Consider the following 22,643-nt stretch of genomic DNA (forward strand, 5'->3'; position numbering starts at 1 on the left):
GCGGTTATTCCTATTGCTCTTCAAAGAACTTGCGATTCAGCTCAATATATTCTGTTTCTTCTTCTGGAACCTCATCGTCCATATAAATGGCTTCAACCGGACAAACTGCTTCGCACGCCCCACAATCAATACAGATATCCGGGTCTATGTAAAACATATCCTTTCCTTCTTCTATACAATCAACCGGACAAACTTCGACACATTCGCCCGCTTTTTCAGTTTTGCATGGTGATGTAATGACAAATGCCAAGTGTATCTCCTCCTTAAGTTATAAAGGCCAAATTATCCAATATAACCATACTATCGAATCTTCCAGCAGCTTTCAAGCCAAATATACACATCCCTGCACGGTTATTCATACTATACATATGACTAAAATCCGATAAAATAGAGGAGCGAACATGCATGGAAATTACAATTCGGCCTAACGATTCCTTCTGGTTATACAGTCGTTTATTTAATATCCCATTAATACTGATTGAGCAATCCAATCCCGAATTGGATCCTACTCAACTTGCTGTAGGGCAGACTGTTCTGATTCCAGGCTACCGGGCCGTCACATACCAGATAGCACTCAATGACACATTATGGGCAATAGCAAACAGAAACAACATTCCCTTGGATGCCCTTTTGCTTACTAATCAAGATATTGACCCATCAAACTTACAGGTCGGTCAGACAATTTCAATCCCTGAGCGGGTAACAAATTTAGTTATTGGTGATCTAAATAACTATACGTACGATAAAATGATTCGTGATTTAAATAATATATTATCAGTATATCCTTTTATCGCTAGAAATGTCATCGGAAATTCAGTTATGGGGAAAGAACTCGTGGAACTGCAGATTGGGAATGGTGATAAAGAGGTACATCTGGATGGATCTTTTCATGCCAATGAATGGATCACTACCTCGACGATTATGCGATTTATTAATCATTATGCCCTCTCACTGACAAATAATCAGCCAATACGCGGGTTATCTTTGCTGCCACTATATAATACCACCCGGCTGTCGGTTGTACCGATGGTAAATCCTGATGGAGTAAATCTTGTGATAAACGGTGCCTCTGCTGCAGGAGAGTTTCAGCAGGAAGTCCTTGATATAAATAATCAGAATGAGGATTTTTCGAACTGGAAAGCCAATATTCGAGGAGTGGATTTAAATAACCAATATCCAGCATTGTGGGAAATTGAAGCTGCACGTAAACCTGATTCTCGAGCGCCAAGAGATTATCCGGGACCCGAACCACTGACAGAACCGGAAGCAATTGCAATGGCGGAATTAGCTAGAGAACGTAACTTTCTGCGAGTGAATGCTTTCCATACACAAGGAGAAGTAATTTATTGGGGCTTTGAGGGATATGAACCCCCTGAATCCCGAATAATTGTTAACGAGTATGCGCGGGTTAGTGGTTACCGTCCAATTCAGTATGTTGACAGCTATGCGGGTTATAAAGATTGGTTTATCCAGGAATTCAGACGTCCCGGTTACACTGTAGAACTTGGAAGCGGGATAAATCCCCTACCATTCAGCCAGTTTGAGGAAATCTACCAGGAATCTCTCGGAATTATGCTGGCAAACCTGTACTTATAAGCCGTTCAGGTTTGCCACAGACATTCTATAGAGTTTTTTTGCCTATCAGCATTAATTAGATAAACATCGGGATTCCTTAGTGTCTTCCATCCCTCAAACCCAAATCCAGGCTGATACCGGCTTAATAAAAGTGCAATTATATTACCATGGCTTACAAATACAACATTGGAAACATTGCTATCAGCCAACACATTTTCTATGACCATTTCTGCCCGTTTGACTGCATCGTTTCCAGATTCACCACCAGGCAGACGAAAATCCAGATCGTTAAACGATTGTTCCAGGACTTCCAGCCAATCATCTATAGGGTCCTCGCTGAGAATACGTTCTTTTAACCGATCGTCGACAGTAATATTCAACTTGTTCTTCTCTGCGTATGGTCTAATACTTTCAATTGCTCTTAAATAGGGACTGGATACAATCTTATCAGCTTCTATTCGTTTTTCCGCTAAAAAGTCTGCAAGCTGTTTCGCTTGTCTTATCCCGTGGCTCGTCAACGGCGAATCCTTATGCTGACCATCTGCAGAACAGTGTCGAATCAGGTAAATATTTTTCAAGATAATTCAACCCCTTATAGAAAGTATTGGCGGATATCCTAAAAACATTTCTAAATAGTAAATCAATTATATCATTTATCTGATAAAATAAAAACCTGATTGACAGATAAACGGTAACTTCTTTGACAAAAACAGCGCCATAAAAAATAACAGGCCATGCCTGTTATTCTACTTCCTTAAAATAATCCTTTTTGAAACCGCCAATACGGTTACTGTTATCAATAATAAAGTAGAACTCCTCCGTTTCATTTTTTACATCATACTGTTTCCCTGGAGTTAATTTATTATGAACAATAAATTTTTTCGCGTCGGCATGTACGCACTCTATCTTCTTCTGTGTTTCTCGTTCTTCCCAATTTAAATGGATCATCTTCTCACTCCATTCCAGTTTACATAATTATATTATGAACAACTTACTTAAAAAGATATAAATATCTTCCGTACCCCTTCTCTTCCATTTCGTCTCTCGGGATAAATTTCATTGCTGCAGAGTTCATACAATATCGTAAGCCGCCTTTCTCTTTTGGCCCATCATTAAACACATGTCCCAAATGAGAATCTGCGTTCTTACTCCTTACTTCTGTACGAAACATACCGTGCGAAGTGTCTGTTTGTTCCTCTACCTGATGTGGGTCTACAGGCTTGGTAAAGCTTGGCCATCCACATCCTGCATCAAACTTATCATGCGAGGAAAATAAAACATCACCTGTAATTATATCCACATAGATTCCTTCTTGTTCGTTGTCCCAGTATTCATTATCAAAAGGTCTTTCTGTCCCGTTTTCCTGAGTTACCTGATACTGAATAGGTGATAATTTTTCCTTCAACGTGGATTTGTCAGGACGGGTTTGCCACGTTTTTTTAATAAAGTCCTCCCGGCCTGACCCTTTCTTATATAATCGGTAATGGAATGACTGCTTTTTATAATAATCCTGATGATGCTCTTCAGCTCGATAGAAAGGTTTTGCAGGCAGAATCGGTGTAACAATCGGTTTGGAAAATTTTCCGCTTGCTTCCAAGTCTTGCTTTGACTGTTCAGCGATTTCCTTTTGTTCTTCATTATGATAAAAAATAGCCGTTTGGTAGGACTCGCCTCGGTCATTAAACTGGCCTCCGGCGTCCGTAGGGTCTATCTGCTTCCAGAAAAGCTTCACCAATTCCTCATATGGCATGAGGTCCGGGTTAAAGGTTATTTGTACAGCCTCGACATGCCCGGTTGTATCGGAACATACCTGTTCATATGTCGGATTTTCCACATCTCCGCCAGTATAACCAGATATAATATCTATCACTCCCGGACGTTCATCAAATGGTTCCACCATGCACCAGAAGCATCCACCGGCGAACGTTGCTTTTTCAGTTTGACTAGTCATTCTATACCTCCGTTTTGTGCAAGTTTATTTATGTCTCTATTCTTCCTTTTTTGGTACAAAAAATCAAGTCGTGTGCCTGAAATGGCTAAATGAACAATTTTGGAACTGATTCACCTATTTGACGGTTATCAGAAATACTCTCCTCATCTATACTGGATTCGAGCGAAAGCAAACTTTCATTCTCATCACTCAAATCGCCCACCCATTCATCATCTTCTACAGAGGCATCGTCTGAGTGATCGGTTTCGTTAAGTGCCTTCATTACCTGCAGCATGGTTGGAAGGTTCTTAACAATTGGGCCATATTGCTGGATTATCGGGACTGCTGAGTTAACTGTCTTCAGGATCCTTTGCAAATTATCCAGCTTCTGTGACAGACTTCCTATCCGGTCAGGTGTTAAAAACCCCTGTTGCTTATATGGTGCCAAAAATCCTTGACGTGGATGTGGCTGGTAATTAATCCGTCTTTCTGGTCGGTATCCCGCCGGAAAGACTTGATTATTCGGCCGCCGTGCCGGTGCTCCCCATATCATGATATCCTCCCCTTTATAAACCTTTTTCTAGGTTATTGTACGTAATCAACCATAAAGGGTGTAGGCATCAATCACTAAACCGCAAAAAAACCTTCACCTAGAGCGGTAAAGGTTTTTTAAATATTGTAGTTTGTGGCACAAAAACTATAAACTGCTAAGTAACAGCCGTACCTACTACTCTGGGCAACAAGGCGTTATTTTTATTTATTCGAATAGATCAAGATGAAGGAAAAATTCTTTTTTTAGCATAAAAAATCGGACTCCTGTCCGGTTAAGCTGTTTAGCGGACATAGATGACTCTATTTGTGGAGATACAGGAACAATATAGAGTTTTGCGGCCACCAAGTGATAGCTTGTTTTGATTAATTCATAGTAAATAAGGGCTCGTATGTCCGCTTAAAGGCGTAAAACTTCGCAGTTACACCAACTACGAGGTGAAGAGCAATAAAAGTTACGGGAAGATCTAAAATAATTAGCCTGTTATCTCTGCTGAGATAATAAATCCGATGGAACCAGAAAGAATAATCCCAAACACAATAGCTGAAAACATGTTATCCCCTTCTTTCCTATTCTTATACATCTATTATAATCCTTTTGATAACGCTTCACTCTTGTCAGGTATGACAACTTTATGAATGATTTCCCTGTTTTAGCAGTCATTATTTCCCGGGCAACCGCACGTTCTAACAGGTTCCAACATATTAGTGCGTTTTTTGCCGAATTTGGTTGAAACAAGGCGCTGTATTCATGTGTTTGATTTTTCAATTAATTAATCAAACGTTTGATTAATTTTTCTCGAAGCACATTTTTTATTGATTAACGAACCTATGTTCGTATATAATTAAAAATGAGGTGATTACAATGGAAAATGATCGGGGGACAATTAAGTGGACATCGTTAATGCTTCCGGAGCATGTAGAACTTCTTAAGGCGATGTGGGAAGAAGACCGAATAACAAAAAAGCCCCTTCTCGATCCCCAGGAAATTGAATTACTCAACGTCAAATTGCAGAATGCCTATAATAAACGTTCTGTCATTAATTTGACTTTCTATACCAACAAGGAAATAGTAAATCAAATCGGAGTTATTTCGAGAATGGACAAAAACAGGCAAAGTCTGTTGCTGAAAAAGCCTGACAATCAGAAAATCACTGTTCCATTTAGTGATATACTGGCTATATCGCCCGTCTGACCCCCTTCTTCCCTGCCCGATTACTGAAAATAAAAAAGTGGCTGGGACATAAGAAAAATTGAGAAGCCAAAGACGAACTTAAAATTTTAATATGCTTTTAAAGCAAGTATTAAGCGTAGTCAAAATACAAAGACTCCTGTGGGAATAGCACGAGCTGAAGATCCCGCAGGAAAGCGGCTTGACGCTTTCCGAGGAAGCTGAAGCCGTGCCCACGGCGAAGGAAACACTGTGACAGCTTCAGCTGGAACAGATGTTGGACTTGCACCCGGAGCGGTGAAAGCGAAGTATTTTGACGAAGCAACGATTTAAAATATTTTCTTCTCGACAAAAAATCCGAACTGATTCGAATTCTATCTTAGAATTCAAATCAATGTTCGGAATTTACTTTAATAAATAACTTTTTTCCCAGCCTTAATCAATTCTTTTCGTCGAATAGTTGTCCCAAAGCTTATCAAAGATAGATAGTGCATTTGGGAATGGACTGTTCCATTCCAAGTAACTGCTGATTTCATCATAATCACGAGAATGTTTAGGAAAGTCATGGTCATAAAAAATCCAGTCTGCAAGTCGACTGTAGTCGTCAGCCTGCTTCTTTCCCCGGTACGTCATCATGTAATGGTAAAAAGAACGCAAAATAATCCTCCTTTAAATCCCGCCATCGCTTTCCATAAATTCCTGATGCTTTTTTAGTCGTTTACGGTAAATTATTACGGACAGATAAATACTGATTTCATATAACACTATTAATGGTACCGCGACTGCAATCTGTAATATAAAATCAGGCGGAGTAATTACCGCACCCACGATAACTAAAATAAGGTACGCGTACTTTCGTGTTTTTCGCATAAAATCCGGGGTGAGAATTCCAAGGCTCGTTAGAAACATGGCGATAACAGGAATTTCAAAAAAGATTGCAAACGGAATAATTACACTGAACAAAAACTTAAAATATCTGTCATAAGTAAAAATCTCATTGAACATTCCATCATTCAGTGATAGAAGAAATGGAATGATCAACTGGATGAAAATCATATACCCAAATACAAGACCTCCGATAAACAGAATAAAGATAGCGGGGATATATAACAGAGTCGCCCTTTGTTCTCCTTTAGTCAGGCCAGGTCTGATAAACAGCCAGACCTGGAGACATAGAACTGGAAGCGTCCCAATAACAGCAACTAAGCCTGCCATAGTAATATAAACTGATACAGTATCGGTCAGGCCGGTAATACTTAGCGTGAAATCAAGATCCTTTGTGAAGAAATTAAAGATATCCTCGACATAAACAAACCCGACGACGAACAGCGCGATAAACACAATCGCTGTAACGATCAATCTGTTTCTGAGTTCAGATAAATGCCCTACCAAATTCATTTCCTTTTCATTTATATATTGCTTTTCTTCAGCCATTAGTTCACTCTCCCAGTACCTTAAGCACAAAAGAAGATGTAAGGTTAATTCCCCCTACACCTTCACAATTCAGTTATTTATTATCCTTTTTACCGGAATCATCGTCAGAAACGATATCCCGTGTAGCGTTTTTAAACTCTTTTAACGAACTGCCGACAGCTTTTCCTATCTCAGGCAGTTTGGATGGACCAAATACAATCAGGGCAATTACAAGAATTAGAATTAACCCGGGAATGCCAATATTACCAATCATTTATATCACTCCGTGCGTGCTTATTTGTTTTCTTTCCCTTTAACAATATCTTTAGCTTCTTTCACTTCATCTGCCGCATCGCCAGTAAGATCACGAGCGGAGTTTTTAAATTCTTTTAAGGTTGTACCAGCAGCTTTTCCTATTTCCGGAAGTTTCTTAGGTCCGAAGATCACCAAAGCAATTATTAAAATCAGGATAAGTCCTGGAAATCCTATGTTAAACATAACAGCACCTTCTTTATATGATTGAGTCTAGTATAATGTATTTGCTGACAGGAATACAGATTTAAATTAAAAAATACACACAAAGTTCATAGAACGCTCTCAATGAATCGATTTTAGTTTAACACGAACGTCTACGGGTTAACAACTTTAAAATTGATTTGCCTCTTCATACTGGTCCGGATAATTCATATTAAAGAAATGCCTGGATAGGGTTTCGTCCGGAATGTCTCCGAACTTTTTCGCATAATTGACATTTATACGGTCGAATAGACGTCGCACTTTCCGAATATCCTTATCCAGCAGTTCCTGAATTGGCGGAAGAGCATACTTGGTGTAAATGGCAGACAGCGGATGCATTTTGTCCGGATAGACTGGTATAACCGCGTCTGCATCCTCTAGTAATCCAAGCAGGTGTTCATATACAGAAGCATGAACAAATGGCATATCACAGGCTGCACATATGTAAACATCTGCATCCGTATTATACAAAGCTGATTCAATACCAGCCAAAGGGCCTTTCTCTTTATACCTGTCCGGATATACAGGAGTATTCAGGAAGCTATACGAAGCTGGGTTATTGGCAATTATACATACCTCGTCACTGCAGGACTTCAGCCGGCTTACAACATGTTGAATTACCGGTTTACCATTGAGTGAAAGTAATGATTTATCTGTGCCCATACGTGAGGATTTACCCCCTGCCAATACAACTCCCATTTTACGCATAAACTATCAGCACTCCTTATTTCCTGTCGTATTGCTGAAAATAATAGTCGTACGGATTCTTATCATTCTTCTCACCTTTTTGGCTGTCTGTTAATACCCATTCATCCTCCGAAAATCCAGGGAAATAAGTGTCCCCCTCGAATTCTTCATCAATAAACGTTATATACATACGATCCGCATCTGGAAGAATCTGGTTAAAAATATTTCCTCCGCCGATTACAAATAATTCCTCGTCCGGATTCTCTTTGTGCCAGTCTTTTATTGTATCTAAACTGCGGATCACCTTAACCTCGTCTGGAAAGCCATCATTCTGGCTGGTAATCACTACATTCCTTCGTTTTGATAGAGGCTTTCCAATTGATTCATAGGTTTTCCGTCCCATTATAATGGTATGTCCAATCGTCTTTTCCTTAAAAAATTTCAGATCGTTTGGCAGCCTCCATGGCAAATCACCGTTCGCCCCAATTACGTGCTGTCGGTCCATTGCTACGAGCAGAGAAATCATCTTGTTACCTCCTATTTCCTAACAGTTACACTGCAATCGGCGCTTTTATCGCAGGGTGTGGGTTATAATCAGTTATCTCAAAATCGGTCAGTTCGAAATCAAAAATGGACTCTTTGGTTCTATTAATTTTGAGCTCAGGCATTGGTCTTAAGCTACGGCCGAGCTGTGTCTCAACCTGTTCCACATGATTGGAATAAATATGCGCATCGCCCAGAGTATGAACAAACTCCCCTGCTTGAAGTCCGCACTCATGTGCAATCAAATAAGTCAGCAAAGCATAACTTGCAATATTGAACGGTACACCAAGGAACATGTCAGCACTGCGCTGATAAAGCTGGCACGATAACTTGCCATCTGCAACATAGAATTGAAACAGAGTATGGCATGGTGGCAGAGCCATCGCCGGTACATCCTCAGGATTCCATGCCGAAACAATATGCCGTCTGGAATCAGGCTTGGTGCGAATAGAATCGATAACCTCCTTCAGCTGGTCAATCGTATCCTCTTGTGAAGTTTTCCACTTACGCCATTGCTTTCCATAAACCGAACCCAAATCACCAAATTCTTCTGCAAAAACATCATCTTCAAGTATTTTCGCTTTAAAAAGTTCCATCTGCTCACGGTAAACACGTTTAAATTCGGGATCCCGCTGGCTCCGGTTTCCAAAGTCATCCATGTCAGGGCCTTTATAATCCGGGCTCTCCACCCATTTTTTGAAAGCCCACTCATTCCATATGTTATTGTTGTTCTGAAGAAGATAACGGATATTTGTATCTCCTTTAATAAACCAGAGCAGTTCACTCGCAACTAAGCGAAATGGCACTTTTTTAGTGGTCAGGAGTGGGAAGCCCTCGCTCAGATCAAAACGCATCTGGTGGCCGAAACTCGAATATGTACCTGTATTAGTCCGGTCTTCCTTCTTGGTTCCATTTTCAAGGATATATTTGCAAAGATTTAAATAAGCCTGTTCGCCTTTATCTATCATTTTTCGTCCTCCGCTCCTTAGACATACTTAAAAATCATTGTAACATAAACGTAAAACCAATAGGGTCATAATGAAATGAAAATCGACATAAATTTTTTAGAGATAGCCACACAGAAAGGGGATAGTTGCATGCTGAATGGCACCGTAGAGCATGTGGTGAAACAATCGATTCTTTATAGCTACGTGTTGAGTCAGCCGTTTGCTGTATATGTGGATGCATATCCAGTACTGCAGAATAATCAATTACTGGAAGCTGAAAAGCTGCAATATGGTCAGCATAGTAAAGCAGTCAGGGTTCTACAGTTTAAACTGAATGAGCTATCATACTACAATGATGATATTGATGGAGATTTTGGCATCCTAACCGAGCATGCACTAAAAAAATTCCAGGTGGATCACAATATTAAAGTAACCGGTCAGGCCGGTAAACTTACACTGCTGGCGATAATTGATGAAGAAAAGGAAAAATACATGAATCAAATTACGGAAATGTCGGATTCCATTTATCCGGGAATGCATGGTAAAGATGTAAAGATTGTACAGCGGGCTCTACATTATTTTGGTTACTACGATGGAGAAATTGATGGTATTTATGGTCCGTTGACACAAAAGGCTCTTGAAGTCGCCGAAGAAAAACACGGAATCGAGCTTGTGGAAGAAGTGTCGCCATCCTCATTGACTACATTATACAATAAAGAGGATAAAACGGCTGAGACTGAACAAAAAACTGTAAAAGAATCGGAAGAGACAACTGCACCTAATGAAAAAGTGGAGGTTACCAGCCCGAATTACTCAAATGTGATCGATACCGCCTATTCGCTGATTGGCACTCCATATGTATGGGGTGGTGAAGCCCCTGGTGGGTTTGATTGCAGTGGATTCATCCAATACATTTTTAAAACACAGGGAAAAGTGACTCCAAGAACAGTCAGCGATACATGGAACTTCACAGCGCCTGCAGGCAGTCCTTCTGTCGGAGAGCTGGTATTTTTTGAAACATATAAACCCGGCCCATCCCACATGGGTATTTATGTCGGGGATGGCAAGTTCATTCACGCAGGCGCTTCCCGTGGTGTGGAGGTCAGTAACCTTAGCAACCCTTACTGGGATCAACGCTACCTTGGATCACGAAGAGTACAATAATGCAATGAAGCCGGGCATAAGTTACCGTACTTATGCCCGGCTTTCTATGTTTGGGACTGCCATTCCTCAAAAAACTGGCTGAGAAACTGTTCCAAAAATAAATGTCGCTCCTCAGCAATTTCCGCTGCCGAAGCAGTATTCAGCAATCCTTTGAGTTTCAGCAGTTTATCATAAAAATGCTGGATAGATGTCCCCTCTTTATTCTGATCATGCCAGATTAGCTGGCCTTTCGCTCCTCCATAGGCAAAAGTCCTTGCTATACCTACTGCTCCTAACGCGTCAAGCCGATCTGCATCTTGGACAACTTTCCCCTCAAGTGATTGTGGTACCTTTCCTTTACTAAACGAAACATCCCGGGCCGCTTCAGTAATTAACGCGATTTCTTCTGCAGTACAACTGATGGAAAGAAAAAATGTCTGGAGTTCTCTCTTATCCTCGTCAGGGTCATCAGATAATTTAGTGTCGCCAATATCGTGAACCCATGCAGCCGCCTTACTGATAAACAAGTTGGCTCCTTCCTTTTCCGCAATTTTTCCAGCCGCTTCGGCAACACGTTGCATATGGAAAAAATCATGCCCTGTTGCATCATCTTCAAAAATTCCGGAAACATAATCGCGGATTGCTTTTAATTTTTCATTCTTATTCATTAAAATAATCCTAGAATTTTTCCATCCGGTGTGACATCCATGTTAAGAGCTGCTGGCTTTTTCGGAAGTCCAGGCATCGTCATCATGTCTCCAGTAAGAACTACGATAAACCCAGCGCCTATTGACGGTCGAAGCTCCCGTATTGTAACGGTGAATCCGCGTGGCCTTCCAAGAAGCGAAGGGTCATCAGATAGGGAATACTGCGTTTTCGCCATACAGATTGGAAGTTTGCCCCATCCCTGTTGTTCATAGAATACAAGTTGTTTTTTGGCCTTTGCTGATAATTCAATATCATCCGCACCATAAACTTTTTGAGCAACTTTTCTTATTTTTGTTTCCAGCGTATCGTTTAAATCGTATATCCGTTGAAAATCCTGATTTTCATTATCTGCTTTATCGATAATTTTTTCAGCAAGCTCGATACCGCCTTCACCGCCATTTGCCCATACATCGGTCAGGGCAACTTCAATATTCCGAGATTCACACCAGGATTTTATAAAGTTAGTCTCTTGCTCGGTATCAGTAGGGAATTTATTTATTGCTACAACAAAAGGCAATCCAAACTGTTCAATTGTTTCGATATGTTTTTGCAGATTTTCCATGCCAGCCTTCAATGCCTCGACATTCTCTTCTTTCAATTCATCCTTGTTAACCCCGCCATGCATTTTAAGCGCACGGACGGTTGCCACAATAACAACCGCAGAGGTATCAAACTCTCCAGCACGTGTTTTGATATCCAGAAACTTTTCTGCACCTAGGTCTGCACCAAACCCTGCCTCGGTTACAACATAATCTCCAAGCTTAGCCGCCGTTTTAGTTGCCATAATACTGTTACACCCGTGGGCTATATTGGCAAATGGGCCACCATGAATGATGGCAGGGGTATTTTCGATTGTCTGCACAAGATTAGGCTTAATCGCATCTTTCAGCAGAAGTGTAAGTGCACCTTCTATTTTCAAATCTTTGACTGTGACCGGCTTTTCATCGTACGTGTACCCGATAACTATACGGGAAACCCGTTCACGAAGATCCTCCAGGCTTGTGGAAAGGCATAATATAGCCATTATTTCGGATGCAACTGTAATATTAAATCCATCTTCCCTCGGTACTCCGCGTAATGGACCACCAAGCCCGATCACTATTTGACGAAGAACACGGTCATTCATATCAATAACACGCTTCCATTCAACCCTACGTGGATCTATGTTCAGTTCATTTCCCCTGTGGATATGATTATCAATTAACGCTGACAACGCATTATTTGCACTGGTAATCGCATGTAAATCTCCTGTAAAATGAAGGTTTATGTCCTCCATAGGCAGCACTTGTGAATACCCGCCTCCAGCGGCACCGCCCTTCATCCCCATTACTGGCCCAAGTGAAGGTTCTCGTAAAGCAATAATCGCTTTTTTCCCTATTCTGTTAAGTGCCTGTCCAAGACCTACAGTCACCGTCGACTTACCTTCCCCTGCAGGTGTTGGGTTGATGGATGTCACAAGAATTACTTTTCCATCAGGACGATCCTTGAACTTTTCAAGCAGTGAATCGGAGATCTTAGCCTTAGTATGACCGTATGGTTCCCAGTCTGTTATCTCGAGATTCAACTGCTCGGTAATTTCGCTGATTGGTTTTAGATTTGCTTCCTGAGCTATTTCGATATCAGTTTTCATATGTAATTCTCCCCTCCTGTTAATAATTACAGTGTAACGTATTTATGGTAATTTTCACATTAGTTTCAACCATATTTACAAGGGAAATGACGGGTAAATAATGTTGTTATTTTTTACTGTAAAAAACAGTATTTTTTAGAGGGTAAATTCTTGACGTGAAAAATGAATTGGGCTATAGTAGACACAAGCAAAGAAGATGTATGGAATCATTAACAACAGGCAGCTTCAATAGGAGTGGATGTGTGAGTGATCCCATTCTTCTATTTGAGCTGCCTTTTTGATATCCATGTGTCTGCTTTGTATTAATAACACGTTTTACGTGAAAGTTTTTAGGAGGATTTATTTACATGGAAAATGGAGTAGTTAAGTGGTTTAACGCTGAAAAAGGTTATGGCTTCATTCAGTTGGAGGAAGGAAACGATGTATTCGTACATTATTCCGCAATCCAGGAAGAAGGTTTCAAATCACTGGAAGAAGGCCAAGAAGTTTCTTTTGAAATCGTTGAAGGTGACCGTGGTCCACAAGCTGCTAACGTAGTTAAAAAATAACAGTACAAAATATATAAAGCGGTGATCCAATAAGGATTACCGCTTTTTTTGCTCTTAATATAGTATACAGACTTTCTTAACTGTATAAGGCTTTTTTTAAAAATCCCTGTATTCTTAGGTGTTATAGGTTGTTAAAACCCATCTTGCTTTTTAAGAAGCGTATACGTATAATGAATTCTGTGTTTTAAGCTAATATTCATTGGATCCAATAATAAGTTTAAGGCCTTTGTAGCTTCAGGCACTATCATGGTTACCGCGGTTCGCAAACTCCCGCGTTATCAAAACTAAGGAGGCGTTTTTATGCCAAATGAACTTATTTGGATATTGTTTGCACTTATCAATTTTGGAATGCTTTTATTATTTTACCGGTTATTCGGACGTACTGGGCTGTTTGTGTGGATTGGTATTGCTACGATTATCGCTAATGTCCAGGTCCTTAAAACAATTGAATTGTTCGGCCTTACAGCCACTCTGGGGAACATTATTTACGGGACAGCATATTTGGCTACCGATATTCTAAACGAAAAATATGGCAAAAAAGATGCCAGGCAGGCTGTCTGGCTGGGATTCTCTACCCTGATTGCCATGACAATCATGATGCAGGTTGCTCTTCAGTTTGAGCCTGGAGCAAGCGACTTTGCCCAAGGACCATTGCAGTCCATTTTTGGTATGATTCCCCGTATCGCACTCGGAAGCCTGGCTGCATATATCGTGAGCCAATACTTTGATGTGTGGATCTATGATAAATTACGTAAAATGTTTCCCTCTGACTCCTATTTATGGCTTCGAAACAACGGAAGTACGCTGATAAGTCAGCTGCTGGACACCGCTGTATTTTGTACAATAGCCTTTTTAGGTATTTACTCACCGAGCGTTTGGCTTGAGATTTTTATTACCACTTATATAATTAAATTCATTGTTGCGCTTATCGATACACCGTTCATGTATGCAGCGAAATATATGAAAGTAAAATAAAATTAGAGGTCAGCTAAATGCTGGCCTCTAATTTTTAAAGGGTTGCTTTTGTTAGGGCTTTCTCTTCACGAGGGATCCTGACTTTCAGAAGGAACAAATGCAATACCGGAAAAATACAGGCGGTTACATAAGCACCGATCAGAAACGGAATTACAAATAATTCAATACCTACAATGAGATAATTGGGATGTTTTATATACTTATATGGACCCTTTTTGATAAGCGCGACCCCTGGCAGGACAATCACCTTTGTGTTCCAAAACCTTCCAAGTGTTTGTATACACCAGATCCTCGCAGCTTGAGTCATCAGAAACAAAAGCAGTAGCGCATAATTAAGTCCAATATCTCCCCGGTTGTCAAACATACCTTCTGTGATGGTCGACAGGAAAAAAGCCATATGCAGGATAATGAACCATTTATAGTGCTTCTCTCCTCTTTCTACCCCACCTCTTTCCTTCATCCAACGTTCATTGTTTTTTGCTATGTTCAATTCTACCAGCCGCTGGACAATCACTGTTATAATAAATAGCCACATCCATGTTGTCATTCTTTCTTCCACTCCAATAATAATAATTCAGAACTGAATCCAGGACCTAAAGCTGACAGTATCCCTGTTTCCTCGTTTTCTGCTTGGTGCTTAAGCCAATTTTGCAGGACAAATAATACAGTCGCTGAGGACATATTTCCGTAACGCTGAAGGACATTGTACGAATGCTGAAATTTAATCTTTGGCTCACCCAGTACCTCTTCCATGGCCTCAAGTACTTTCCTTCCGCCCGGATGAGCAATAAATGAATTAATTTCGTTTCTGTTAATATCCCCGATAAATCTGTCTGTATGCCTTTTCCAGAAAGACCTGACCAGTGATGGAATGCTTTTTGAAAAAATAACTTCGAGCCCTTCGTTGGTTACATTCCATCCCATCACAGAGTTGCTGTGTTTCTTGGTCATGGAACTTGTCTGTTTAATTTTTGGCTTTGTTCCCCTACTGTATTCTTGATACGGAGACTTATCACCAAGAATCAGTGAAGCTGCCGCTCCGTCACCGAATAATGCAGTGCCGATAAGGTTGCTTTTTCTAAAATCATTTCGCTGGAAAGTAAGGCTGCACAGTTCACAACAGACTACCAAGGCATTCTTTTCAGGATGCGCGCACAACCACTCAAATGCCCTCGATAGACCAATTGCACCGCCCGCGCATCCCAGACCCCATAATGGCATTCTGACGGTATCCTCCCGAAAAGGACGCTCATTGAATAAGTAAGTATCTAGTGAGGGGGTTGCAATACCGGTGCTTGAAATGAAGATCAGCATATCTACAGCTTCGTATGGGATGGCTCGCTCGAGAAAATCCATGTTATTCAGGCAATCATCAATAGCTGACAACGAATAACGTAATGCGTAGCGGTGATAAAGATTGTTTTTTTCCTTAAATGTATGGTCTGCCTTAAACCACTCTCTATCCACAGCAAAATGGCGCTTCTCTATCATGGTATTGTCGAACACCGGAAGAAATCTGGCCAACTGTTTAGGAGAAAGATCTTCAAAAATTTCGCCGACAAGCTTTTTAATATCCTCCTGTGATAATTCATACTCTGGGATGCCGAGGCCGATTGAACATACATTGGTCATTTACTGGACTCACCTTTTTTGCTTAGTTTGGTTACTAACCGGAAAAATAATACAGATTTGTTTACTCTTAAAATAGACAAATATTATTGAAGAATTTGTGAAACATCACAAAAAAAGACTTATCACCGGCTAAAATTGTGTATTATAAACACAAGTAATTTTTCTGTCAGGAGGGAGTTTGAAAATTGGCAGATATTCATTATAAGAATGAAGAAAAGTTCAAGGAAAAGAATAATCCTGATTTAAAATGGGTTTTCGTATCTGTTATGTTGATTGGATTATGTGTATTGGCAAGCTGGTTTGGCGTATATTCGTTGTTCACTATGTTGTAGGAATTTATGAACAATTTTTATAGATATAAAAAAACAGGGATAGCCCCTGTTTTTCCTTTAAAAGTCATAGATTTTACTGTACTTGCTGGTGAGGTATGTTACCAGATGGTCCGGGTTAAGCTTTTCACCTGTCACCTCTTCAATAATCTGAAGAGGTTTTTTCATTTTTCCATGTTGGTGAATATTCCTGGTAAGCCACTCACGTACCTCATTAAACCGACCGTTTAACAAATGATCATCAAAGTTGATTTCTTTTTTCAATGTATTATGGAACTGAGCAGCGTACATATAACCCAACGCATATGATGGAAAGTATCCGAAATCACCGGAAGACCAGTGAATATCCTGCAAAACGCCTTCCCTGTCAGTAGGTGGTTCTACACCCAGATATTCCTTCATTTTTTCATTCCAAAGGCCTGGAAGTTCATCCACAGTTATCTCACCATTTATAAGTGCTTTCTCCAGTTCATAACGGATCATAATGTGAAGTGAATAGGTCAATTCATCCGCTTCTATCCGAATTAGTGAAGGCTTCACCTCATTTACTGCCCGGTAAAACTGATTTAGTGGCATTTTATGAAACTGTTCAGGAGCATATTTTAAAAATGTATCATAGTGTCTCTCCCAAAAAGCTTCCTTCCGCGCCACAAAGTTTTCCCAGAATAGTGACTGGGATTCATGAATACCCATCGAAGTTCCCGTTGAAAGAGGCGTACCAGCCAATTGAGGACTAATATTCTGTTCATATAAGGCATGCCCGCCCTCATGAATTGTCCCAAATACAGCCATCCGGAAGTCTTCCTCATCAAATCGGGTTGTAACACGTACATCATTTTGATTGAGCGCAATAGCAAATGGATGAATTGTTTCATCCAGCCGGCCAGATGTAAAATCATAGCCCATCTCTTGTAGAACCGCTAAGCTAAAGGCCTCCTGGTCCGCCTTGGGAAAGAACCCCGTTAGTATTCCAGGGTCTGGCTTAGAAGTACTTTGCTTGATTCTCTCGAGTAGAGAAGTGAGTGATTTTCTAAGATCAGGAAATACTCGGTCCAGTGTTTCAGTAGTTACTCCTGGCTCATAATTATGTAATAATGCATCATAGATGTTATTCTCATACCCCCAGTAGCCGGCAAACCGCTTGTTAAATTCCACAAGCTTTTCAAGATAAGGACTGAACAGAGAAAAATCATTATTTTCCCGAGCTTCCTGCCAGACGGATTCTGACTTGGATTGCAACATCACATATTCCCTGAATTCATTATGGGGAATTTTCCGGTTCCTTTCATATGTCTCTTCACAATCTTCTATGGTTTTCTTGAGGATTTCATCTTCGGTATTGTCTTTCAGTATATCAATAAAATATTTCATTTTATCAGAGGTCTCAATCTGATGGAGCTTTTCTGAAAGGAAACCAACTACCTCGGAGCGTTGCTCAACCCCTTTTTTAGGAATCTTAGTACGCATATCCCAATGAATCAGCGTAATCGCTTCACGATATGCATTCTGCTCGGTAAGCAATTCCCTAAAATCTTTTTCAATTTGTTTAACGTTGTCCATCAGGTTGTCCCCCTATTGTTTATTGCCGAAATACTGATAATAGTTGGTCTCAATGAAACCGTTAAATAGCTTGCGTTTTTTCGTTGCCTGCACTCCATACTCTTTTTCAAAACGATCATATGCCGTCAGAATATAAACACTCCAGGTAGGATGTTCACGCATGATTTTTCCTAGATCCTGATAAATTTTCGCAACTTCTTTCTGATCCCCTATCCGCTGACCATATGGGGGGTTCCCGATTATATACCCATTTTCCTGACGGATAAACAAGTCTCTGACTTGCATTTGCTTCCACTCAATCAGATCGGCCAGACCTGCTTCAGTTGCATTATCCTTTGCAATCTTAGTAAGATTATGGTCAATGTCAGAACCAGTAATATCAAGCGGTTGATCATAGTTCGCCAGGTCCTCTGCTTCCTCAAATGCACTATTCCAATACCGAGGTTTTATCCAACTCCACTCCTCTGAAGCAAACTCCCGATTAAAACCAGGAGCAATATTCTGTCCGATCAGAGCAGCTTCAATCGGGATGGTTCCTGAACCGCAGAATGGATCAATCAAGGGATAGTCTGGTTTCCAGTTAGTAAGCATGACAAGAGCAGCTGCCATTGTCTCTTTAAGCGGGGCTTCTCCCTGTCCGACTCGGTATCCTCGTTTATGCAATCCTGCACCGGAAGTGTCAATTGTGAGAAGGGCTTCATCTTTATGAATAGCCACCTCTACCTTATAAGAACCTTCCGTCTCAGGCATTTTACCAGCGACACCATGTTTTATTTTAAGTCGTTCAGCAATTGCTTTTTTTACAATAGCCTGACAATCGGAAACACTATATAGCGTGGACTTTACGGATTTACCAGAAACAGGAAACTTACCATTTTCATCAATATACTGCTCCCAAGGCAACGCTTTAGTGGCTTCAAACAATTCATCAAAAGTGGTAGCATTGAATTTACCAACTAGCACCTTAACCCTGTCGGCAGACCGTAGCCATAGATTACAGCGAGGGATGGCAGATATTGGTGCTTGAAATACTACCCTGCCGTTTTCCACATTGATTTCATATCCTAATTGCTTTACTTCATTTCCAACAACCGACTCAAGACCCATTGCAGCTGTTGCGATTAATGTAACATCTTTAGCCATAAATGCTTCACTCACTTCCAGGATTTTAAATCAGTAATAGTTTACCATCTGCTTTTGGAATACTCAAAGCATAGGACAGCAAAAAACCCCATCAGCTAAGATAACTCAACTGATGAGGTCTGTAGTTTACGTATAATAGTTGACCGTTAAATACTCAATAAGCCATGTTCTGTTCCATTGTACTCAAACGATGGTCAGCCTCGTACAATGGTCGTAACCATTTATCTACAGACAAAAGTCATTGTCTGTCCCTTTTTCGGTTCATTTCCCTAATCAAGGATGCCCCTACCATTATTTGGGTTGCTCACTCGTGGGGTTTACCGCGTTCCACCCGGGCTGTTTCCAGACCGGCTACGTCACTGTGGCACTTTCAAGCGTATCATTCCGTATCCGAGGACTTAGGAATTTACACTGCCGTTAACCTATAAAGGCTACCTCAACTTATGATTTCGTTGAGCACGAACACTACAGGCATCACAGCCTGTGTGAGCATGGACTTTCCTCTGCATACTGAAGTATACAGCGATTACGTGAGTATTCAACATCTGCTAAAACTATTATATCATAATTCAAGGTGTAATTCACTGACAAATTCTGTAATTATCAGGAATCAGCAAACTTTTTACCGAAGACTGCCTTCTCCAAATTAGACAGACGTTTTAAAATGTCATAATTAACCTGATGATTTGGTGTCTGTGTACGTGTTCTGGTTTGGTCTGTCTGCTTTCTCAGTCGTTCATTTTCCTGCCGGAGCCGGTCGATTTCCTGCTGAAACGCTTCATAGTCCTGAATTACTGTGTCCAGGAACTCATCTACTTCTTCCTGATGATATCCCCGCATAGCTGTTTTAAATTCTTTCTCCAGGATGTCTTTACCGCTGAGTTGAATACGATCTGAATTCATTTTACGTCACCTCGTATTTTTCCGATTGTCATCATTACAAAGAAAACATAATCAGTTGTCCATTTTAATTGTATTTTTGTCCATCTATTTTATGCATCAAATACTCTTTTCCTAGTATAACATTAATTTCGGAACTTGTCTTTCAGCTTCCAGTGAACAAAAATAGAAGCTGCTTAATTAAGCAGCTCCCACTGTCATCGATCATTCAAATCTTCAGGCTGGAAAGAAAAAGGCAGAAGCTCTTCCATCGTTACCGTTCTGATTTCATTATGTAAATTTGTTAGATGGATTGTCATATCTTTGTTGAAAAATTCACTCATCACCTGACGGCAAGAGCCACAAGGAGGTACCGGACGTTTTGTATCTGCAATGACGGCCATCTCGGTAAAATCCTTTTCCCCATCGGCAATTGCTTTAAATATAGCTACACGTTCGGCACAGCATGAAACAGGATAAGCGGCATTTTCAATATTGCAGCCAGTATACACTTTTCCCGATCTAGTTAAAAGGGCAGCACCTACAGGGAATGATGAATAAGGTACATATGCTTTATTGCGTATTTCTTCTGCTTTTTGAATCAGATCTTTTTTGGCCAAGCTCTTCTCCCCTTATATCTTACTCGGAAGATAATCACAAGAAATGACTTATCTCGGTAAACATACTTTGGATAAGCCGTTCGTTGTTGTTACTATCGGTCTAAGGTGATTACTTTTCCTTATTTCAGTTTAAAAGAAATTGAAATTACTGTAAAGTTATTACTTCTCTCGCAGGTCTCGCAGCAGCTGGTCGAGAATGAAGTGTATGGAATGATTCAGCTCCATATATCTTTTTCGTTTTACATCGACATAAAAACTGTGCATAAGAAGCAACTCCATGTTTTCCCTGGTTGATGTGACCTGATGCGGGTGAATGGTGACTCGTCGTTCCTTAACTGCAGCCAAAGCATTTTCTTCCCAGTCTTCGAGCAACGTATAAATAGGTGTTGTATGTTCTTTTACCATCAGGAAAAACTCTCTATCCTTTTTGTTTTCCGGAGGCTCGTTTAATTCGTATCTTTCCTTTAACTTCTCTGTATGCTGTTTAAACAGTTCGGTTTGTAATTCCAAATCCATAAGAAATCCTGCCTTTTTTGATTAATGTATTCCACAAATTATTTTATCATAATGAACAGGAATCAGGACAATTTCTTTGTTTGTGCTGAACTGCCGTCTTCTTTGTTTAATCTGCTATTTTCCAGTCTAACCCGTAAGTGGCTCAGTTCACTTCTCCGTATTCTATATAACCTGTTGATTTCATTGTCAGTAAAAACCGTTAGTTTCTGCTCAATTAACCGAAGTTGATCATTCAATTTCGCAAGAGAACCCGCAAACTCCTTTCTGTCTACTCCGTAAAAATTCTCATCCGCTTCTTTTAAAATCCCCATCATGCCACCTCCAACCTAAGATTTTCTGCTGTTATATAATTTCGGCGTTATTTCTCCTATCCCTTCACGGTCGACAAAACTAGAATAAAAGCGGCAAAAGAAGTGTAGATTCGCTTGTTCTAAGACAAACTATGCAGGGAAGGAGGGAATATATATGAAAAAAAGCAAGCAGGAACTGAAGACTGAAAAATACAGGAAAAACAAGCAGGACAAAACAAGAAATAAAAAACTGGATGGACCGGATCGTCCATCTACTTAAGCATAATTCCTATAGAGAAAAGGATTTGTCACCCACAAATCCTTTTTTCACTTAAGCCACTCTCTAAGGTGATAATAGGTATATAATATCTTTCTTCTTTTATAGAATGAATTAGCCACTTCGGCGTCCGGTTTACAGTCGTCCTGTGCCCACCATTTATGATGAATCCCCCCTTTCCTGCACCAGTCTTTCCGAATATTATCTTGATGGTTTATTACTGGGTAGACCGTCCGTAACAGAGGACCCTTTTCAAAATGGCGATACAGCAGTCTTTCATAATCACGGCGTGAACCGGTATGCTCTGTCTCAACAGCAAACTGTTTCACACCCTCATATACCAGAGGATTAAATAATACAGATGCAATTTGTTTTCCAACAGTAATTCGACGAGTTAGATTGGTAAATCCATGAATATAAATACCGTATAGTTTATCCTGAAAAGCGGGAATCAGGACGGCATTCATAAACAAACGATCTTGAAGAAGGTATGGAAATCTAAGGAATATTTGATATTTAAAATAAGATTGTTTAATGACAGGTTGATGGATAACATTTTGTTCATTTATGATCAAAGCTGTCATTAACCGGTGTTCATCTTGATCCTCCCAGAAAATAAACCATTCCTTCACCATAAACCGCGACACGTGGAAAGCTGGGAGCAAATGAAACATAGGCTTATTTAGTTCTTTGGAAAGTTTATATATAAGTAATTGAGGATACGCATCTGAAAAAATAAGCCAGTTTGCTCGCTCGTATGTCATGAAGAGTTGTTTACGTTCTTTATGTGAAAGAAGTTTTCGGAAAGGACTCAGGAATAAATCGGTCATATTCCAGCCAGCGTTCCTGGAAACCATGCTGGCAACAAATGCCCATTTAATCTCCGGAAATTCAAGAAAAAAGTTTTGGTATGCTCGGGTTCGGGAAATGTTATCGAGGTTATGACTACTTACTTGCCTGGATATATACTTGATATCCCGCTCAGACTCCATAATGCCACCTCCCTTCTTATTTCAGTGTATAATTAAGGTTATCAATGTATCTTTTTTTTGGTATGATACT

The 22,643-nt window shown here is 40.2% G+C and carries 29 protein-coding genes and 1 other RNA gene; 6 read left to right on the top strand and 24 right to left on the bottom strand.

The window, feature by feature from the left end; all coding sequences use genetic code 11:
* Positions 1 to 10: 10 nt before the first annotated feature.
* A complete protein-coding gene (locus ACFO3D_RS03765; RefSeq protein WP_390293267.1) occupies positions 11 to 250 on the bottom strand; it encodes an indolepyruvate ferredoxin oxidoreductase subunit alpha in 240 nt (79 codons plus the stop codon).
* Positions 251 to 405: 155 nt separating this feature from the next.
* Here ACFO3D_RS03765 and ACFO3D_RS03770 point away from each other — a divergent pair, with 155 nt between their 5' ends.
* On the top strand, positions 406 to 1,596 hold the full coding sequence (locus ACFO3D_RS03770; RefSeq protein WP_390293268.1) for a M14 family metallopeptidase: 1,191 nt from the start codon (positions 406 to 408) through the stop codon (positions 1,594 to 1,596).
* Positions 1,597 to 1,601: 5 nt separating this feature from the next.
* Here ACFO3D_RS03770 and ACFO3D_RS03775 read toward each other — a convergent pair whose 3' ends face one another.
* From ACFO3D_RS03775 to vrrA, 4 genes are all read right to left on the bottom strand, one after another.
* Positions 1,602 to 2,153: a histidine phosphatase family protein gene (locus tag ACFO3D_RS03775; protein WP_390293269.1), complete on the bottom strand. Its 552-nt coding sequence runs from the start codon at positions 2,151 to 2,153 to the stop codon at positions 1,602 to 1,604.
* A 163-nt stretch (positions 2,154 to 2,316) separates the two neighbouring features.
* Entirely contained in the window at positions 2,317 to 2,523 is a 207-nt protein-coding gene (locus ACFO3D_RS03780; RefSeq protein ID WP_390293270.1) for a DUF6501 family protein, read from the bottom strand.
* A gap of 43 nt (positions 2,524 to 2,566) precedes the next feature.
* The gene (gene msrB / locus ACFO3D_RS03785) at positions 2,567 to 3,526 is read right to left on the bottom strand and encodes a peptide-methionine (R)-S-oxide reductase MsrB (protein WP_390293271.1); all 960 of its coding nucleotides are present in this window, start codon (positions 3,524 to 3,526) and stop codon (positions 2,567 to 2,569) included.
* Between the two features lie 85 nt (positions 3,527 to 3,611).
* Entirely contained in the window at positions 3,612 to 4,058 is a 447-nt protein-coding gene (vrrA, locus tag ACFO3D_RS03790) for a VrrA/YqfQ family protein (protein ID WP_390293272.1), read from the bottom strand.
* An 861-nt stretch (positions 4,059 to 4,919) separates the two neighbouring features.
* Here vrrA and ACFO3D_RS03795 point away from each other — a divergent pair.
* Positions 4,920 to 5,249, top strand: coding sequence for a YolD-like family protein (locus tag ACFO3D_RS03795; protein WP_390293274.1), 330 nt, complete (start codon positions 4,920 to 4,922; stop codon positions 5,247 to 5,249).
* A gap of 411 nt (positions 5,250 to 5,660) precedes the next feature.
* Here ACFO3D_RS03795 and ACFO3D_RS03800 read toward each other — a convergent pair whose 3' ends face one another.
* The 7 genes from ACFO3D_RS03800 to ACFO3D_RS03830 all read right to left on the bottom strand — a co-directional run bounded on the left by ACFO3D_RS03800 (position 5,661) and on the right by ACFO3D_RS03830 (position 9,352).
* Entirely contained in the window at positions 5,661 to 5,882 is a 222-nt protein-coding gene (locus tag ACFO3D_RS03800) for a YozE family protein (RefSeq protein WP_390293275.1), read from the bottom strand.
* A gap of 12 nt (positions 5,883 to 5,894) precedes the next feature.
* Positions 5,895 to 6,659, bottom strand: coding sequence for a twin-arginine translocase subunit TatC (gene tatC / locus ACFO3D_RS03805; RefSeq protein ID WP_390293276.1), 765 nt, complete (start codon positions 6,657 to 6,659; stop codon positions 5,895 to 5,897).
* A gap of 73 nt (positions 6,660 to 6,732) precedes the next feature.
* On the bottom strand, positions 6,733 to 6,912 hold the full coding sequence (tatA, locus tag ACFO3D_RS03810; protein WP_390293277.1) for a twin-arginine translocase TatA/TatE family subunit: 180 nt from the start codon (positions 6,910 to 6,912) through the stop codon (positions 6,733 to 6,735).
* Positions 6,913 to 6,932: 20 nt separating this feature from the next.
* Positions 6,933 to 7,136 (bottom strand): twin-arginine translocase TatA/TatE family subunit, encoded by a 204-nt coding sequence (tatA, locus tag ACFO3D_RS03815; RefSeq protein WP_390293278.1) that lies wholly within the window; start codon positions 7,134 to 7,136, stop codon positions 6,933 to 6,935.
* Positions 7,137 to 7,283: 147 nt separating this feature from the next.
* On the bottom strand, positions 7,284 to 7,862 hold the full coding sequence (mobA, locus tag ACFO3D_RS03820; RefSeq protein ID WP_390293279.1) for a molybdenum cofactor guanylyltransferase: 579 nt from the start codon (positions 7,860 to 7,862) through the stop codon (positions 7,284 to 7,286).
* Positions 7,863 to 7,878: 16 nt separating this feature from the next.
* On the bottom strand, positions 7,879 to 8,367 hold the full coding sequence (locus tag ACFO3D_RS03825; RefSeq protein ID WP_390293280.1) for a dihydrofolate reductase: 489 nt from the start codon (positions 8,365 to 8,367) through the stop codon (positions 7,879 to 7,881).
* Positions 8,368 to 8,392: 25 nt separating this feature from the next.
* On the bottom strand, positions 8,393 to 9,352 hold the full coding sequence (locus ACFO3D_RS03830) for a thymidylate synthase (RefSeq protein WP_390293281.1): 960 nt from the start codon (positions 9,350 to 9,352) through the stop codon (positions 8,393 to 8,395).
* Between the two features lie 129 nt (positions 9,353 to 9,481).
* Here ACFO3D_RS03830 and ACFO3D_RS03835 point away from each other — a divergent pair, with 129 nt between their 5' ends.
* Positions 9,482 to 10,495 (top strand): C40 family peptidase, encoded by a 1,014-nt coding sequence (locus tag ACFO3D_RS03835; protein WP_390293283.1) that lies wholly within the window; start codon positions 9,482 to 9,484, stop codon positions 10,493 to 10,495.
* 44 nt (positions 10,496 to 10,539) lie between these two features.
* On the opposite strand, the gene ACFO3D_RS03840 is transcribed toward ACFO3D_RS03835, so the two are convergent.
* Positions 10,540 to 11,142: an HD domain-containing protein gene (locus ACFO3D_RS03840; RefSeq protein ID WP_390293284.1), complete on the bottom strand. Its 603-nt coding sequence runs from the start codon at positions 11,140 to 11,142 to the stop codon at positions 10,540 to 10,542.
* Positions 11,142 to 12,812, bottom strand: a complete 1,671-nt coding sequence (locus tag ACFO3D_RS03845) for a formate--tetrahydrofolate ligase (protein ID WP_390293285.1) — start codon at positions 12,810 to 12,812, stop codon at positions 11,142 to 11,144. The genes ACFO3D_RS03840 and ACFO3D_RS03845 overlap by 1 nt, the downstream gene beginning before the upstream one ends.
* A gap of 347 nt (positions 12,813 to 13,159) precedes the next feature.
* On the opposite strand from ACFO3D_RS03845, the gene ACFO3D_RS03850 reads away from it, so the two are divergent.
* Positions 13,160 to 13,360 (top strand): cold-shock protein, encoded by a 201-nt coding sequence (locus ACFO3D_RS03850; protein WP_390293286.1) that lies wholly within the window; start codon positions 13,160 to 13,162, stop codon positions 13,358 to 13,360.
* Between the two features lie 300 nt (positions 13,361 to 13,660).
* On the top strand, positions 13,661 to 14,335 hold the full coding sequence (locus ACFO3D_RS03855) for a queuosine precursor transporter (protein WP_390293287.1): 675 nt from the start codon (positions 13,661 to 13,663) through the stop codon (positions 14,333 to 14,335).
* Between the two features lie 34 nt (positions 14,336 to 14,369).
* Here ACFO3D_RS03855 and ACFO3D_RS03860 read toward each other — a convergent pair whose 3' ends face one another.
* Both ACFO3D_RS03860 and ACFO3D_RS03865 read right to left on the bottom strand, forming a co-directional pair.
* Positions 14,370 to 14,882: an isoprenylcysteine carboxyl methyltransferase family protein gene (locus ACFO3D_RS03860; RefSeq protein WP_390293288.1), complete on the bottom strand. Its 513-nt coding sequence runs from the start codon at positions 14,880 to 14,882 to the stop codon at positions 14,370 to 14,372.
* Complete coding sequence (locus tag ACFO3D_RS03865) at positions 14,879 to 15,967, bottom strand: type III polyketide synthase (protein WP_390293289.1); 1,089 nt, start codon at positions 15,965 to 15,967, stop codon at positions 14,879 to 14,881. Before ACFO3D_RS03865 ends, ACFO3D_RS03860 begins: the two co-directional genes overlap by 4 nt.
* A gap of 185 nt (positions 15,968 to 16,152) precedes the next feature.
* Here ACFO3D_RS03865 and ACFO3D_RS03870 point away from each other — a divergent pair, with 185 nt between their 5' ends.
* Positions 16,153 to 16,299 carry a cytochrome c oxidase subunit 2A gene (locus ACFO3D_RS03870; protein ID WP_390293290.1) on the top strand — a complete coding sequence of 49 codons (147 nt, stop codon included), beginning with the start codon at positions 16,153 to 16,155 and terminating at the stop codon, positions 16,297 to 16,299.
* Between the two features lie 57 nt (positions 16,300 to 16,356).
* Here the strand turns inward: ACFO3D_RS03870 and ACFO3D_RS03875 are convergent, their stop codons facing one another.
* The 8 genes from ACFO3D_RS03875 to ACFO3D_RS03910 all read right to left on the bottom strand — a co-directional run bounded on the left by ACFO3D_RS03875 (position 16,357) and on the right by ACFO3D_RS03910 (position 22,573).
* On the bottom strand, positions 16,357 to 17,856 hold the full coding sequence (locus ACFO3D_RS03875) for a carboxypeptidase M32 (protein WP_390293291.1): 1,500 nt from the start codon (positions 17,854 to 17,856) through the stop codon (positions 16,357 to 16,359).
* A 12-nt stretch (positions 17,857 to 17,868) separates the two neighbouring features.
* On the bottom strand, positions 17,869 to 18,999 hold the full coding sequence (locus ACFO3D_RS03880) for a THUMP domain-containing class I SAM-dependent RNA methyltransferase (protein ID WP_390293292.1): 1,131 nt from the start codon (positions 18,997 to 18,999) through the stop codon (positions 17,869 to 17,871).
* 153 nt (positions 19,000 to 19,152) lie between these two features.
* Positions 19,153 to 19,537: RNase P RNA component class B (rnpB, locus tag ACFO3D_RS03885), an RNA gene on the bottom strand.
* Positions 19,538 to 19,602: 65 nt separating this feature from the next.
* Positions 19,603 to 19,902, bottom strand: coding sequence for a cell division regulator GpsB (gene gpsB, locus ACFO3D_RS03890; protein ID WP_390293293.1), 300 nt, complete (start codon positions 19,900 to 19,902; stop codon positions 19,603 to 19,605).
* A 194-nt stretch (positions 19,903 to 20,096) separates the two neighbouring features.
* Positions 20,097 to 20,498 carry a cytidine deaminase gene (locus ACFO3D_RS03895; RefSeq protein ID WP_390293294.1) on the bottom strand — a complete coding sequence of 134 codons (402 nt, stop codon included), beginning with the start codon at positions 20,496 to 20,498 and terminating at the stop codon, positions 20,097 to 20,099.
* Between the two features lie 159 nt (positions 20,499 to 20,657).
* Positions 20,658 to 21,014 (bottom strand): DUF1798 family protein, encoded by a 357-nt coding sequence (locus tag ACFO3D_RS03900; RefSeq protein ID WP_390293295.1) that lies wholly within the window; start codon positions 21,012 to 21,014, stop codon positions 20,658 to 20,660.
* Between the two features lie 62 nt (positions 21,015 to 21,076).
* Complete coding sequence (locus ACFO3D_RS03905; RefSeq protein ID WP_390293296.1) at positions 21,077 to 21,325, bottom strand: hypothetical protein; 249 nt, start codon at positions 21,323 to 21,325, stop codon at positions 21,077 to 21,079.
* A 306-nt stretch (positions 21,326 to 21,631) separates the two neighbouring features.
* The gene (locus ACFO3D_RS03910) at positions 21,632 to 22,573 is read right to left on the bottom strand and encodes a DUF2515 family protein (protein WP_390293297.1); all 942 of its coding nucleotides are present in this window, start codon (positions 22,571 to 22,573) and stop codon (positions 21,632 to 21,634) included.
* Positions 22,574 to 22,643 lie beyond the last annotated feature (70 nt).

Origin of the sequence: Virgibacillus kekensis (genome assembly GCF_042654125.1) — a bacterium.
Classification (GTDB): Bacteria; Bacillota; Bacilli; order Bacillales; family Amphibacillaceae; genus Lentibacillus; species Lentibacillus kekensis.